Here is a 14,023-nt window from a genome sequence, read left to right on the forward strand (position 1 = left end):
CTTCTGTTTTTCATCTTTTTCTGATGTTTCATAAGGTTACACCGCTGACCGGCAGACTAATTTTGTCGCGCCTCGTCATTAATGTCGAATCGTCAGTCATTCTGCCTAACGCTTTGGCCGTCAGCCCCTGCTATTGCTGGGTTTTCACTTCTGGCACACTTTATGCTTAAACAGCCCGTCACTACGACACATCGTAGTCCGCGATACGTATCGCGTGACTGCGTCTACAATTCGCGCTATTTCAGCATTTAACAGGTCTGTTATTGATGAAAAAAATCACCAGTGTATGCCCATACTGTGGGGCCGGGTGCAAGCTCAAGCTTGTTGTTGAGAATAACAAAATCATCCGCGCTGAGGCCGCAGAGGGTGTAACGAACCAAAATCAGTTATGCCTGAAAGGCTATTATGGTTGGGACTTTCTTAACGACACACGCCTTCTGACTCCCCGTCTGACTCGCCCGATGATCCGTTATGAAAAAGGTGGAAAATTCACTCCCGTTAGCTGGGATGAAGCCATTCGTTACACCGCAAAACGCTTAACTGAAATCAAAAATACCTATGGCCCTCGTGCCATCATGACCACCGGATCTTCCCGTGGAACAGGGAATGAGACCAACTACGTGATGCAAAAATTCGCACGTGGCGTGCTCCATACCAACAATGTCGATTGCTGTGCCCGCGTCTGTCACGGCCCTTCCGTGGCCGGGTTACAGGAGACGTTAGGCAATGGCGCCATGAGCAATTCCATCAGCGACATTGAAAACTCAAAATGCCTGCTGATCTTTGGTTATAACTGTGCCGATTCACACCCAATTGTGGCCCGCCGGGTAATTAAAGCTCGCCAGAACGGCGCAAAAATCATTGTCTGCGACCCACGCCGTATTGAAACTGCCCGTATCGCTGACCAACATTTGCAGTTGAAAAACGGTTGCAATATGGCGCTGGTCAACGCGTTTGGCCATGTTCTCATCGAGGAGCAACTCTACGATCGCGAGTATGTACAAAAGCATGCGGAAGGACTGGAAACATACTGGGAAACCGTTAAGGAGTATGCGCCTGAAGACGTTGAACATTTAACCGGTGTTCCCGCACAGCAGGTTCGTCAGGCGATGCGTACATTTGCTGCGGCACCATCGGCCACCGTGATGTGGGGGATGGGCGTTACCCAGTTTGGTCAGGCCGTTGACGTGGTTCGTGGTTTGTCGAGCCTGGCCTTGCTGACCGGAAATCTGGGACGCCCTAACGTCGGTGTTGGCCCGGTGCGCGGGCAAAATAACGTGCAGGGCGCGTGCGATATGGGGGTGCTGCCTAACCAGTTTCCAGGATATCAGGACGTAACCGATTTCGCCGTCAGGGAGAAATTTGCCACCGCATGGGGCATTGACGTTAATCAGATGGATGACAAGGTTGGGACCCGCATCACCGAAGTTCCGCATCTGGCTATCGAAGGCAAAATCAAAGCCTACTACATCATGGGAGAAGATCCGCTGCAAACCGAGGCCGATTTGGGTCTGGTCCGCGAAGGATTTAACGCGCTCGATTTTATCGTCGTGCAGGATATCTTCATGACCAAGACGGCGGAAATGGCCGATGTCCTCCTGCCAGCCACCTCATGGGGCGAACACGGTGGCGTCTTTACCTGCGCCGATCGCGGTTTCCAGCGTTTTGAGAAAGCGATTGAACCCACTGGTGATGTAAAGCGTGACTGGGAGATTATCAGCCTGCTGGCCAGCGAAATGGGCTATCCAATGCAGTATCAAAATAACCAGCAAATCTGGGATGAGATGCGCGAGCTGTGTCCACTGTTCTACGGCGTGACCTATGAGAAAATGGGTGAGATGGGTCATGTTCAGTGGCCATGTCCGGATCTCGATAGTCCTGGTACGCCCTACCTTTACGCGCACAGCCAGTTCGATACCGCCAATGGCAAAGGCAAACTGTTTGCCGCACCGTGGCGAGCGCCAGCAGAAGTTCCTGATGAGCAATATCCGCTGGTGCTGTGTACCGTGCGTGAGGTTGGGCACTACTCCTGCCGTTCGATGACCGGCAACTGCGCAGCGTTGCAAGCACTGGCAGACGAGCCAGGGTATGTGCAAATCAATACCCATGATGCTGAAAAAATGGGTATTCGTCATCGCGATCTGGTATGGGTCAGCTCGCGCCGCGGTAAGGTCATCAGCCGCGCGGATGTCTCCGAGCGCATCAATGTCGGAACGGTCTATATGACCTATCAATGGTGGATTGGCGCGTGTAACGAGTTAACCCAGGACAATCTCGATCCTATTTCGAAAACGCCGGAAACCAAATATTGCGCCGTAAATATTGAGCACATTACCGATCAGGGGTGGGCAGAAAAATATGCCGCACAAACGTATAGCGATATGAAGTCACGTCTGTGTGAGGCTATTGCGTAAGTCACCGCCATCATCGCCTGAGTCTGGCTTTCCAGACTCAGGCCTTGTCTCATGACTTCGCCAGCTGTGGTTCACTGAAGCGGATGGATGCAGCTTCCTCCTGCTTATCCCGCCGCATAAAGCCGAGGTTCATCAGAAACAATCCCGCCATAAACGGTAGTTCGTACAGTTCTTCAATCAGATCGCCATACTGAGCATTGTGCAGAAAGATGGGAGCCAGCAGACGATGATGCTCTACCGTATCGGAGATCAAAAATGCACAGGTGGTGATCGCTAACAGCCACAGAGGTAGCGGTTCATTGCGCAAGCGACGGGCAATATCCTGGCGTAAGCGCTTCGAAATCAGCACTGGCAGAATAATCATGGCAATCAATACCACTGAGATAGCCCGGAACAGGAGTTTAGGATGCTCAGGAAAATAATCGCGGCCCCAACTTGTGCTTCGGCCCAGTAATACCAGCCACCACGCTGCCGCCCAAAGCCAAAATTGCTTCTCGCCTTCGGGACGTGATAAGGGCCTGATGTAACTGAGTGTAAATATGGCACCAAACAGCAGCCATAGCGCCTGGCCATTTTCAATCCAGCTGACGACAGTACCGTTGAGTAGCGGGAGATGCCAGTTCGCGGCGAACGGGATCGCCACGATGGCTAATCCGAGAATGATTGTGGGTAATGTAAGTCGGGTATTGAGTTTCATAAGCGCGATGTTCTGTTTTATATCTGTTTCGCGATCATAACCCCTGTGAATGATCAACTATTAGCAATCAATGCGAATCTCTTAAGGTATTCTTAAGGAATCCTTTCAGGATATTTCCCTGCTTCGCCCAGAAAAAAAACGCACTGCGCCGTCAAAGCGCAGTGCATTTTTTAGATTAAAAACTAATATATTCAATCAGTAGCAGTGACTAATGCCTACCACCCGCAGACTTCGTGCTCATTTTCGGTATCGTACGAACGCACGGTATTGACCAGATCTTTGACCACTTCTGCTGCCACATCCGGCACCAGTAATGTCATTGGCGCCTCTGTTTCATAATCAACAGAAACACCGTTGCTGTTATTGGTCACGGTTACGGTATAGGTTGCTTTCCCCATTATTTACTCCTTGCCGGTGCGCACGACTTTTCGTTGATTTGCACTCTCCATCAGAACTTCCGGGGCGACGAAAAAATCGATATTAAAGTAAGTGTCGTCGGTCATCACTTCGATGTTATGCCATTTTTCCGGTGGAAAAACGCCAAACTGACCGGCTTCAATAATCATCACCTCTACTGGCTCCGGACTGTGTTCGTCTGCGTATCCGAGATATTTGACCGCCCCCTGCATAACCGAAAGTCGAGGATAAACCCCGGCTCGGGTCCCTTTATCAAGGTGGCGTTCGAAAATTCCGGCAGGCGCCGTTTCTTTGTTCCAGAATGGCGTAGAGCGTGTATGGATATGATTCTGTGGAATTTGAAGCATTTTTCTTCCCTTTTCCAGTCGACAACCAGCGAGTCATATTGAACCGCTGCTGTACACAGGGTACGCCTCAAAATATACATTTAAAATACCATTTATTGGTTATAACCGTACGATTATAAATGAAAAGCAGAGCGCAATATTAAAGGCCCGCCACTATCAGCGGGCCGACGGCATCACGATTGAAGCGTGGCCAGACGGGCGGCAAAACCAACGAAAATCAGGCCGATAAGGGAATTCCCCACTTTCGCCAGTTTCTTCTTCGTACGGATATATTGCGTCACAAACGCGCCGGAGAAAATAAGGAAGCTCAGATAGAAAAAGCTCACTATCTCAAGCGTAATAGCCAGAATAAAGAATGACAGCCCTGAATGCGGCGCATTGACATCAATAAACTGCACGAAGAATGACACATAAAACAGAATAGCTTTGGGATTGGTCAGGCTCAGGATTAATGCGCGCTTAAAAATAGCGCCAAACGGGACTTCCTCGGGCGCGGCGTCGCTTGCTTTCGATTTCAGTGTTGCATACAGGATCTTCGCGCCAAGATAGAGTAAATAGAAAGCGCCAAGATAACGAACGATATTGAACAAAACGGGCGTTGTTTTAATCAATGCAGCAACACCGGCATAGGCCAAAAACATCAACACGGCATCACCAATAAACACACCGCTGGCGGCGAGATAACCCCCCTTTACTCCCCTACCGACGCTGTTCTTCAGCACAAATATCGTATTTGGCCCCGGTACCAGCACGATAAAAATAGCCCCCACCAGATACGTCCAGTAATTCAGAACTCCATACTCTGCGAACACGTTAACCTTTTCCTGAAAAAACACATGCACTTGCTGCGATACAATATGCTAACGAATGCGACAGGTGATGGAAAGAGCAGGTTATTAATTAAAAAAACCCGCCACTGGTGGCGGGTGTGTACAGATAAGGTTAGCCCAGATTAATGGTGCAGCATCTCATCCACTACTTCTTCGCCCTTCAGCTGATAAGGGTAGTAGGTAGGCCAGTTTTCCATCTCCTCAAGCAAGGCAGCCTGCGAGGTATTTCCCATAAAGATATGGAAGTGGCTCGATTTACGCGGCGCGATAATATGATCGCTGAATTGCACGTATTTAGGCGCTTTGCTGTCAGCGGCTTTACACTCAAACAGATACCGTACACCTTTCTTGCCTGATTTATAGTGCAAGATTTTATACCCGGCATAATCGTATTTGCACGATGCGACCTGATTACCGGTGTGAAATTCCATCACGCCATCTTCGATGCCGATGGTGTCTACATTGGTTGCATAGCCTGTACGGTAATAAGCTTTAATTTGTTCTGCCGTTTTGCTTTTATCTTTCTCCGCTTTCTTTTTGAAAACCGGATCAAGTTCGCCACTGACCAGATACGGATAGACAGATTGCCACATGCCATCCCAGTCGGACAGCGCCCGGTTCTGCACCTGGTTATCATCAAATACCCCTTCCGACGCCTTTTGTTCTGCTTCACTCATCGGCGCACCATGGGAATGATGACCATGGGCCAAAACCTGCCCACTGACCAAAAGCATCCCCAGAGCGATTGTCAGTTTGTTAAAACGAATAGCCAAAATTTCACCCTCAAATCGTTTGCGAGCGAATTGTTATAATATAACGTAACAATTTAATCAATAGACATTACCGCACGTTATTGCCTCACGCTTCAATGAGTTTTCTGGAGCAGAGCTGATCAAGCAGAGCCTGCTGATGGCTGATAATGAGCATACCTAATGGCCGACGCTGGCACTCTTCAAGCAGCAATACCCAGATATCTTTTTGAATGGAAGGATCGAGCTGGGCGGTAATTTCATCGGCAATAAGAAAACGTGTCCGCGGATCCAGCGCGCGAAGTAAAGCAATTCGCGCCAGTTCACCGCCAGAAAGCTGTCCGGGACGGCGGGTTAACCACTCAGGGTTGATGTGAAGACGGGTAAGCAGTTCAGCATCAGGTCGCCAGGCATCATGAACCGCATCGCCGGTGCTGCGCCGCGGATTAAAGGTTAATTCCGGATGCTGTGGCACCAGTTGCACCGGGCAATACTGGTGCATTGGCAGCGGTTGGTCATCAACCAGAATGTCACCCGAGGTCGGTTTTTGCCAGCCCGCCAGTACGCGTCCCAGCGTTGTTTTGCCGGTTCCGCTGGGTGCACAAACCCCAATGCGTTCTCCGGGGCGCAGAGAGAAGTTCAGATTTTGCCATAGCACCTTTCCTCCCTGACAAATCGTCACTTCACGACAGCACAGCATCGCGCTCTCCAAAAAGTTGATTTCTTTCAGGCAGGGCCCGCCATTGGCGTTGCAGATGCTCGCTGATCTCTCCGCGTAACAGCTGTTCCCGGCTGACGTTATCCGACACCCTTCCCTGGTGCAGCGCGACAATGCGGTCCGCGTGGCGAGCGGCCAGCGTGAGGTCGTGCGTTACCCATAAAACGCCAGCCCCTTGCTCACATTGCTCGCGTAGCTGTTCAAGCAGTTGATTAGCCAGCGGTGCATCAAGCCAGGCGGTAATTTCATCCGCTAGAATATAGCGAGCCTGGCTCAGCGACGCGTGACAGGCCAGAACACGTTTCGCCATCCCCCCCGAAAGCTGGCGTGGGAAGGCATCTAATACGCGACTTTCCAGTTGGCTACGCTGGAGCAATCGTTCAATTTTTCCGGCATTCCAGGCCTGGCCGGAGAGCTGACTTGCCCTGCGCAGATGCTTTTCAATCGAGAGCAGCGGGTTAAGCGCCTGAACACCTTGCGGGACATAGCTGAAAGTATTGCCACGACATTTGCGAATATCATCACTGTCCAGCGTTTTCCCCTCCAGGGTGATGGAGCCGTTGAAGCGCAAATTGTCCGGTAAGAGATCAAGCAGACATTGCAGCAACAGGCTTTTACCTTCCCCACTTCCCCCGACTAACGCCACCATCTGACCAGGCGCTACGTCGAAAGAGATATCCTGCAACAGCGAAGACCAGTTTCTCGCGCCGTACCAGCGATAACGCGCCACGTCCAGCGAGACCTGTCTTAAACTCAACATGCGTCACCTCGTAACCATAAACGATGCACTGCCCTTGCGAGCTGATCGAATAACATAACCAGACTGAATAGCATCAGCCCGGGAAACAGCACTAACCACCAGTCGCCATGACTGATAAACCTCAGCGCATCAGCCAGCAACAGGCCCAGCGATGGTTCATGCGGCGCCAGCCCAAAACCGAGGAAGCTCAACGCCGCGCTGTGCAACACCGCGTGGGGAAACATCAGCAAGGTTCCCGTTAACCACTGGGGTAACAATGCCGGGAGATAGTGATGCCGCCAGCAGTAAAAATGTCCGTGTCCCAGACGCCAGGTCAATGTCAGATAGTCACTGTGGGCCACGCGCTGCGCTTCGGCACGCAGGATTAGCGCCAGACGCGGCCAGTGGGTCAACGCAACCGCCATAATCACCCCATTTTTTCCGCCACCCAGCGTGAAACAGATCAATATGAGCAACAGCAGATGCGGCATTGACAGCATGGCATCGGTAATCAGACGCATTAGTACATCCAGACGCGGATGTATACGTGAAACCGCTGCCATCAGTAATGCGATGAAACCGCTGCACAACGCCGCGCCAATACCAATTTGCAGACTGGTTAACGCGCCCTGAAAGCAACGAATCCACAGATCGCGACCGAGGTTATCGGTGCCAAACCAATACAGCGCATCAGGCGGTAAATGACGGGCAAGCAGATTAACGCTCAATGGGTTATCCAGCGTCGCTGCGCCATACACCGCAATGCATAGCAGGCAGCTAAAAGAGAGCAGAAGACGAATCAGCGTCGGCGTCGGATTATAGAGCATCAGGTCGCTCCAGAGCACGGTTCAACACATGGACAAGCCAGGTAGACAGCGAGTTGCCAATGAACACTAACACGGTACTGAACAACACAATTCCCATCAGTAACGGCAGATCGCCGCGTAATCCGGCATCAATAGTGGCCTGTCCCAGTCCCGGATAAGCAAAAACTTTTTCCGCTAGCAGTGCGCCGCCCAGCAGTTCTCCCAGCGAGGCGAACTGCAGGCACAGCGCGGGCGTGATAGCGTGGCGCAGAACCTGATGACGCAACAGCGACCAGCCTTTATCTCCCTGAGAACGCGCAAAACGGACAAAATCGCTTTTCATCACGCTGGCGATACTTTCCCGCGTATGAAGTGTAATTTGGCCAAGTCCCAATAAACTTAGCGCGCAAACGGGCAGCACTAAATGGCGCAGACGCTCAGCCAGCGTGGCCATATCACCACTGTTGCCCGGCTCCCACGCGCAGCAGACCGGAAATACCGGCCAGCGCACGGCAAATAACGCCAGCAGCAGCATGCCAATCCAGAAGGTCGGCAACGACGAAAGCAGATAGCTGAGTCGACAGATTGCTTTATCCGGCCAGCGATTCAGATAACGACCCGCGACAAACCCCATTGCCGTTCCCAGTATGCCGGAGAGCAGCCACGCGCCGCCAAGCAAGGCAAACGAAGTTGCAAAGCGCTCCTTGATTACGCTGGCAACCGGTGCATTAAACAACATTGAGTAGCCGAGATCGCCCTGCAATACACGTATAAACCAGTGACCAAAACGCTCCCATAACGGCTGGTCTAATCCCCAGCGAGCAGCGATACGCGCATATTGTTCCGGCGGCACGTGCAGGAGATCGTTGCCAATATAGGCGCGAATCGGATCGACAGGAGAAAAGCTGAGCAGCATAAAAGTGCCAGCCGCAACCAGCACTAATAACACTATCAGCCGTACAAAATGGCCTACAACAGACTTCATCAACGGCAGGTCCAGGTCCATTCATCCAGATTATTGAGCAGGGACCAGCTACCGTGGATCTCCGGCGCGCCTTTGCCTAAGTCAATACACGGATTTGCCAGATAAGTGTGCTGAATGTTCAGCAGCCATGCCCAGGCGGCATCGCCCTGCACCCCAGCCCCTTGCTTGCCATCCCACTCCACCTGTTGCCAGAAAGGCAACGCTTTTTGCCAGTCCGGAGCATCAATGGCCTGTTTAAGATGTTGTTCAACGACGGGATTGCTGTAATAGCCTGGATTGTAGTATTCCACGCCCGCGGCCTGATTGCTGTAGTGATGGAAAAGCTCCATCGGATCCAGGCTTCCCCAGCCAAACAGCGTCGGATTCGAATGCATATGCCGCTCAACGGTTTCCCAGCTTCCGGATTGTAGCGAGACCTGAATACCCACGGGCTCCAGCATCGCACGTACGGCCTCGGCTAAATCCCGGCGCGTACTGTCACCGCTGGCGTACCACAGAGTCAGGCGAGCCTCTTTACCGTCTTTCACACGTACGCCGTCTTTCCCCACCTTCCAGCCGGCTTCTTCCAGAATCATCCGTGCTTTTTCGCTGTCGCCATCTTTGAACGCAACTGACTGTCCCTGCCATGGCAGGCCCTGAACCGCGCTATACGCCGGAATCGCATGACCTTCCATGACCTGATCGGCAAGTTGTTTACGATCGATGGCGTAGTTGATGGCGCGTCTGATGGCGATATCAGCCGTGATATCGTTGCCGACCGGATAACCATTGGCGTCTTTTTTACCCGCAGGAACCATCGGAAACACAATGCCACGGTTTTCCACGCTGTCGCGTACCCAAAGCTTCAAATTCTGCTGTTGAGGGGCAACCGCCATCGAAGGCGCAATACGCACAAGTCCCAGTTGACCACTGCGCGCTGCGGCATAAGCGTTATCTTCATCAAGGAAGACAAACACCAGCTTACTGAAATCATTTTTCTTACCGGCATACCAGGGGTTCGCCTCCACGATCAGCTGCTGCCCCGGCTGAAAACTCACCAACCGATAAGGGCCCGCGCCAATCGGATTTTTGGCGAATGTTTTTTCGTCATACCGTTTTTCGGGAACAATACCCAAAGAGCCCAGCACGTTCACAAAGGTGCTCTGTGGGCTGCGCAGCGTGATTTCTACCGTGCGGTTATCTTTCAGGCTGGCATGAGTAAAGTTACCCATGTCGATTTTGCCGCCGCTCTTTGCGGCTTTATTATAGGTGAACACCACATCTTCAGCGGTTAGCGGGGAACCATCGGAGAATTTAAGGTCGGGTTTTAACGTCAACGTCCAGGTTTTGCCGTCAGCGCTGGTTTCAACTTTTTCCGTCAGCAGGTTACCCCAGCTCATATCTGCGTTTTGTTTTAATAATGGTGCATGCAAAAGCAAATAGCTGCCATGACTCCAGCCCAGCATCGGGTCAAACCCTTCCGTTGGCTCAGGTCCAATTGCCAGCTTCAACGTCTGCCCCTCGCTCACATTTTGCGCGGCGAGAAGTGGTGAGGTTAATGCGAGAGTCAATGCGCACGTAAGCAGTGCCAGCTTGCCTTTAATCATTATGTTATCCAGATTTGCGTTATTTTTATGCCGCTCAACGATTCATTGCCGTTAAATGGTCTCCTGGGGAAGGGATTATGGCGGACTGAAATGACGAAAAAAATGATGCGGCGCAGAAAAGTATGACGATTTTCTAAAATTATCATACTTTTTTCTGATACTCCTAATTGAGTACCCTCTGAATCACAGAAAATAGATTAAATGTTAGCCATTCAATTAATGGCAAATTAATTACAACCTAATGATTACAAATACTAATTATTGGTCATTTCCGCTATTTACTTAGCTAAAACTAATGACAATTTATGTATATTTATTCAAGAAAAACACCAGAAGTGATAAGTTATGTAAACATATAATGATAATTATTTTTATTATCATTCCCATCAATTATCTTACTTCCTTTGAATTTTTAACAAAGGAAGTTTGACTATGCGCTTAAAACCTATTGCTTCTGTTGTTCTGTCCTGTCTAGGATTTTCCAGTCCCCTGGCCTTTGCTGAAGATGTTATGGTGGTAACCGCTTCCGGTTACGAAAAGAAAATCATCAACGCTGCCGCCAGCGTCTCCGTTATTTCACAGCAAGAGTTACAAACCAATAAATATAATGATTTAGGCGAAGCCTTGCGTTCTGTTGAAGGGGTGGATGTCGAAAGCAGCACCGGTAAAACCGGTGGTCTGGAGATCAGCATTCGTGGCATGCCCGCCAGTTATACCCTGATCCTGATTGATGGTATTCGTCAAAACGGCAGCAGCGATGTGACGCCAAACGGCTTCTCAGCTATGAATACCAGCTTTATGCCTCCACTGGCGGCAATCGATCATATTGAGGTGATCCGCGGCCCGATGTCGACGCTTTATGGCTCCGACGCAATCGGTGGCGTGGTGAATATCATCACCAAAAAAAGCACCGATAAATGGAGCACCTCCATCAATACCGGCGTTAACCTGCAAGAGAGTAATAAATGGGGTAACAGCACGGTCGCCAACTTCTGGTCAAGCGGCCCGTTAATCGCTGGCGTACTGGATATGCAGGTTCGGGGTAGCACCACCCAACGTCAGGGTTCCAGCGTTACCTCCCTGAGCGATACCTCCTCCACCCGCGTACCTTATCCTACCGAGTCAGAAAACTATAACTTCGGCACGCGACTCGACTGGAAAACGAATGAAAGCAATACGCTATGGTTAGATCTCGACTCCGCCAGACAGCGCTATGATAACGATGACGGTCAGTTGGGTAACCTGACGGGGGGTTACGATAAAACGTTGCGCTATGAGCGTAACAAAGTCACCCTCGGCCACGATACCGCCTTAACGTTCGGCACCTGGAAATCCTCCCTCGGCTGGAATGAAACTGAGAACAAAGGACGACAACTGGTCTCCTCCGCACTCACGCCAGAGAACGCAGGCCGGGCCGGTGACGCACGTGAACTGAAGAACACCAACGTCATTCTGGACTCAGTACTGCTGACGCCATTAGGTGATTCGCACCTCTTAACCCTCGGCGGGGAATATTGGGATGCGCGGATGAAAGACGGTGTGGTGCTGGCCAATACCGGCGAAACGTTCCATCAAAAAACGTGGGCGGCCTATGTAGAAGATGAATGGCATATTCTCGACTCGTTGGCCTTAACCGCAGGGACACGCTACGAGCATAACGATGTCTTTGGCGGTCATTTCAGCCCACGAGCGTATATGGTTTGGGACGTATCCGACGAATGGACGCTCAAAGGCGGCGTGACGACAGGTTATAAAGCGCCATCACTGAGCCAGTTACATAACGGGATCAGCGGCGTCACCGCGCAAGGAACCGTGAATACGGTCGGTAATCCGAACCTAAAACCTGAGGAAAGTATCAGCTATGAAACCGGGCTGTATTACGAGAACGACACAGGGCTGAACGCCAACATTACCGGCTTCTATACCGAATACAAAAATAAAATTGTCTCGTATTCTATCGATGATAATACCAACAGCTATACCAACAGCGGCAAGGCAAGGACCGATGGCGTTGAATTTGCCAGCACCTTCCCTCTGTGGTCGGATGTGCTGACTTTATCCCTCAACTACACCTACACCCAGAGCAAGCAAAAAGATGGTGACAATAAAGGCGCGCCGTTAAGCTACACGCCAAAACATATGGCTAACGCTCGCCTGAACTGGCAGGCAACGGAAGATATGAATGCCTGGCTGAGCGCACGTTATCGCGGTAAAGCCCCACGCTTTACCGAAAATTACAACAACCTCAGCGCAGTACAAAAGGCCGTCTATGACGATAAAGGCGCGGATTTAAAAGCCTGGACCGTTCTCGACATGGGAATGTCTTATAAGCTGACCAAAGATCTGACGCTAAATACGGCGGTCAATAACGTGCTGGATAAAGACTTTAGCGAGGTTAAACTTTACCAGGTGGGCCGTAATAGCACCTACGCAGGAGATTACTATCAGACTGCTCAATCTACTACCGGATACGTAAACCCGGGCCGTAACTATTGGGTATCATTAAACTACCAGTTCTGATTTAGTTTTTTCCTACCAGACGGGCTGTCAATGATAGCCCGTCTACCACTGGGTTTCATCAAATGCCCGGCACTGTTCTTTTTGCCAGCCTGCGGGGCTCCAATGTTTTTACCAGAGATAAAGCGGCAAGGAATATTTTCGTCCCCAGCAGAGAAAAATGGCGAAATGAGAGATAAAGCAGAACTGGGACAGAATATGCTGGGTGAGGCTTTAATCGATAGCTTTAAATAGCCATTATGTTTTATGAGTCACGGAGCAACGGGTGCCCCGTGACAGTCATTAACTTACTTCAAATACTCTCCGCTGCGCAGCGCTTCAATACGTTTATCCAACGGCGGGTGAGTCATAAACAGCTCACTCAACGACTTGGATTTACCGTTGATGCAGAACGCCATCATGCTGGTCGCTTCCTGCGGCTCATAGCTGGTTTTCAGACGCTGCAGCGCGGCGATCATTTTCTCACGCCCCACCAGTTTTGCTGAACCGGCATCCGCATGGAATTCACGATGACGTGAGAACCACATGGTAATAATGCTCGCCAGAATACCAAACACCAGTTCCAGCACCGTCGCCACTGCGAAGTAGATCAATGGGTTGCCGTTACTGCCCTCACCCTCATCGCGGTTTCCGCCCATAAAGCCAGCGGCAATTTGCGCCAGAATACGTGAGATAAAGATAACGAAGGTGTTCACCACACCCTGAATGAGCGTCATGGTAACCATATCGCCATTAGCAATGTGGCTGATTTCATGCGCGATAACGGCTTCGGCTTCGTCCGGGCTCATGTTTTGCAACAGGCCTGTACTCACAGCCACCAGCGAAGCATCCCGGCGCGCACCGGTAGCAAACGCGTTAATATCTGGCGCATGGTAGATTGCAACCTGCGGCATAGCGATCCCAGCCTGGCGAGCCTGATTCGCTACCGTATTCATCAGCCAGCGTTCTCTTTCATTGCGAGGCTGTTCGATCACTTCCCCACCAACGGATTTTAACGCCATCCATTTGGACATCAGCAGCGAAATGAAGGAACCACCAAAACCAAACAGCAGTGCCATGATCAACAAGCCTTGAACGCTGCTTGACTGAATCCCTGTCAGGCTCAATACCAGCCCGAAAACGACCATCACAGCCAGGTTCGTCAGCAGGAAGAGCGCGATTCGCATCATAATTTTCTTTTAACCTCAATTTAACAAAACGCACTATGCGATTACCCAT

The 14,023-nt window shown here is 50.8% G+C and carries 13 protein-coding genes; 2 read left to right on the forward strand and 11 right to left on the reverse strand.

From position 1 onward, the window contains the following. Window positions 1-266 precede the first annotated feature (266 nt). Entirely contained in the window at window positions 267-2,414 is a 2,148-nt protein-coding gene (gene fdhF / locus OGV52_RS14320; protein WP_075847295.1) for a formate dehydrogenase subunit alpha, read from the forward strand. Window positions 2,415-2,463: 49 nt separating this feature from the next. Here the strand turns inward: fdhF and OGV52_RS14325 are convergent, their stop codons facing one another. From OGV52_RS14325 to OGV52_RS14370, 10 genes are all read right to left on the reverse strand, one after another. Further along, the gene (locus OGV52_RS14325; RefSeq protein WP_047498949.1) at window positions 2,464-3,111 is read right to left on the reverse strand and encodes a hypothetical protein; all 648 of its coding nucleotides are present in this window, start codon (window positions 3,109-3,111) and stop codon (window positions 2,464-2,466) included. A gap of 215 nt (window positions 3,112-3,326) precedes the next feature. Further along, a complete protein-coding gene (locus tag OGV52_RS14330) occupies window positions 3,327-3,509 on the reverse strand; it encodes a DUF1869 domain-containing protein (RefSeq protein WP_003832433.1) in 183 nt (60 codons plus the stop codon). A 3-nt stretch (window positions 3,510-3,512) separates the two neighbouring features. Beyond that, window positions 3,513-3,875 (reverse strand): DUF1971 domain-containing protein YeaR, encoded by a 363-nt coding sequence (yeaR, locus tag OGV52_RS14335; protein WP_005120376.1) that lies wholly within the window; start codon window positions 3,873-3,875, stop codon window positions 3,513-3,515. 173 nt (window positions 3,876-4,048) lie between these two features. Then, on the reverse strand, window positions 4,049-4,687 hold the full coding sequence (gene leuE / locus OGV52_RS14340; RefSeq protein ID WP_016152793.1) for a leucine efflux protein LeuE: 639 nt from the start codon (window positions 4,685-4,687) through the stop codon (window positions 4,049-4,051). 140 nt (window positions 4,688-4,827) lie between these two features. Beyond that, window positions 4,828-5,478 (reverse strand): metal-binding protein ZinT, encoded by a 651-nt coding sequence (gene zinT / locus OGV52_RS14345; protein ID WP_016152792.1) that lies wholly within the window; start codon window positions 5,476-5,478, stop codon window positions 4,828-4,830. Window positions 5,479-5,563: 85 nt separating this feature from the next. Beyond that, window positions 5,564-6,154 (reverse strand): ATP-binding cassette domain-containing protein, encoded by a 591-nt coding sequence (locus OGV52_RS14350; RefSeq protein ID WP_103766193.1) that lies wholly within the window; start codon window positions 6,152-6,154, stop codon window positions 5,564-5,566. Beyond that, a complete protein-coding gene (locus OGV52_RS14355) occupies window positions 6,138-6,932 on the reverse strand; it encodes an ATP-binding cassette domain-containing protein (protein ID WP_016152790.1) in 795 nt (264 codons plus the stop codon). Before OGV52_RS14355 ends, OGV52_RS14350 begins: the two co-directional genes overlap by 17 nt. Continuing rightward, the gene (locus OGV52_RS14360) at window positions 6,926-7,738 is read right to left on the reverse strand and encodes an ABC transporter permease (protein ID WP_047358584.1); all 813 of its coding nucleotides are present in this window, start codon (window positions 7,736-7,738) and stop codon (window positions 6,926-6,928) included. Before OGV52_RS14360 ends, OGV52_RS14355 begins: the two co-directional genes overlap by 7 nt. Next, on the reverse strand, window positions 7,728-8,702 hold the full coding sequence (locus tag OGV52_RS14365) for an ABC transporter permease (RefSeq protein WP_287108683.1): 975 nt from the start codon (window positions 8,700-8,702) through the stop codon (window positions 7,728-7,730). The genes OGV52_RS14360 and OGV52_RS14365 overlap by 11 nt, the downstream gene beginning before the upstream one ends. Further along, the gene (locus tag OGV52_RS14370) at window positions 8,702-10,288 is read right to left on the reverse strand and encodes an ABC transporter substrate-binding protein (protein WP_137381114.1); all 1,587 of its coding nucleotides are present in this window, start codon (window positions 10,286-10,288) and stop codon (window positions 8,702-8,704) included. Before OGV52_RS14370 ends, OGV52_RS14365 begins: the two co-directional genes overlap by 1 nt. Window positions 10,289-10,720: 432 nt before the next feature. Between OGV52_RS14370 and OGV52_RS14375 the strand changes: the two genes are divergently transcribed. Beyond that, a complete protein-coding gene (locus OGV52_RS14375; protein ID WP_287108685.1) occupies window positions 10,721-12,808 on the forward strand; it encodes a TonB-dependent receptor in 2,088 nt (695 codons plus the stop codon). 284 nt (window positions 12,809-13,092) lie between these two features. Here OGV52_RS14375 and htpX read toward each other — a convergent pair whose 3' ends face one another. Beyond that, window positions 13,093-13,974 carry a protease HtpX gene (htpX, locus tag OGV52_RS14380; protein ID WP_003034964.1) on the reverse strand — a complete coding sequence of 294 codons (882 nt, stop codon included), beginning with the start codon at window positions 13,972-13,974 and terminating at the stop codon, window positions 13,093-13,095. Between the last annotated feature and the right edge of the window lie 49 nt (window positions 13,975-14,023).

Origin of the sequence: Citrobacter sp. Cb041 (assembly GCF_030336655.1) — a bacterium.
Taxonomy (GTDB): domain Bacteria; phylum Pseudomonadota; class Gammaproteobacteria; order Enterobacterales; family Enterobacteriaceae; genus Citrobacter; species Citrobacter braakii.

What these genes read in the sequence shown, in the direction of transcription:
- OGV52_RS14365 (WP_287108683.1), bottom strand. Translation starts at nt 8,702, where the DNA reads ATGAAGTCTGTTGTAGGCCATTTTGTACGGCTGATAGTGTTATTAGTG.
- yeaR (WP_005120376.1), bottom strand. Translation starts at nt 3,875, where the DNA reads ATGCTTCAAATTCCACAGAATCATATCCATACACGCTCTACGCCATTC.
- fdhF (WP_075847295.1), top strand. Translation starts at nt 267, where the DNA reads ATGAAAAAAATCACCAGTGTATGCCCATACTGTGGGGCCGGGTGCAAG.
- htpX (WP_003034964.1), bottom strand. Translation starts at nt 13,974, where the DNA reads ATGATGCGAATCGCGCTCTTCCTGCTGACGAACCTGGCTGTGATGGTC.
- OGV52_RS14370 (WP_137381114.1), bottom strand. Translation starts at nt 10,288, where the DNA reads ATGATTAAAGGCAAGCTGGCACTGCTTACGTGCGCATTGACTCTCGCA.
- OGV52_RS14330 (WP_003832433.1), bottom strand. Translation starts at nt 3,509, where the DNA reads ATGGGGAAAGCAACCTATACCGTAACCGTGACCAATAACAGCAACGGT.
- OGV52_RS14360 (WP_047358584.1), bottom strand. Translation starts at nt 7,738, where the DNA reads ATGCTCTATAATCCGACGCCGACGCTGATTCGTCTTCTGCTCTCTTTT.
- OGV52_RS14325 (WP_047498949.1), bottom strand. Translation starts at nt 3,111, where the DNA reads ATGAAACTCAATACCCGACTTACATTACCCACAATCATTCTCGGATTA.
- OGV52_RS14355 (WP_016152790.1), bottom strand. Translation starts at nt 6,932, where the DNA reads ATGTTGAGTTTAAGACAGGTCTCGCTGGACGTGGCGCGTTATCGCTGG.
- OGV52_RS14375 (WP_287108685.1), top strand. Translation starts at nt 10,721, where the DNA reads ATGCGCTTAAAACCTATTGCTTCTGTTGTTCTGTCCTGTCTAGGATTT.
- OGV52_RS14350 (WP_103766193.1), bottom strand. Translation starts at nt 6,154, where the DNA reads ATGCTGTGCTGTCGTGAAGTGACGATTTGTCAGGGAGGAAAGGTGCTA.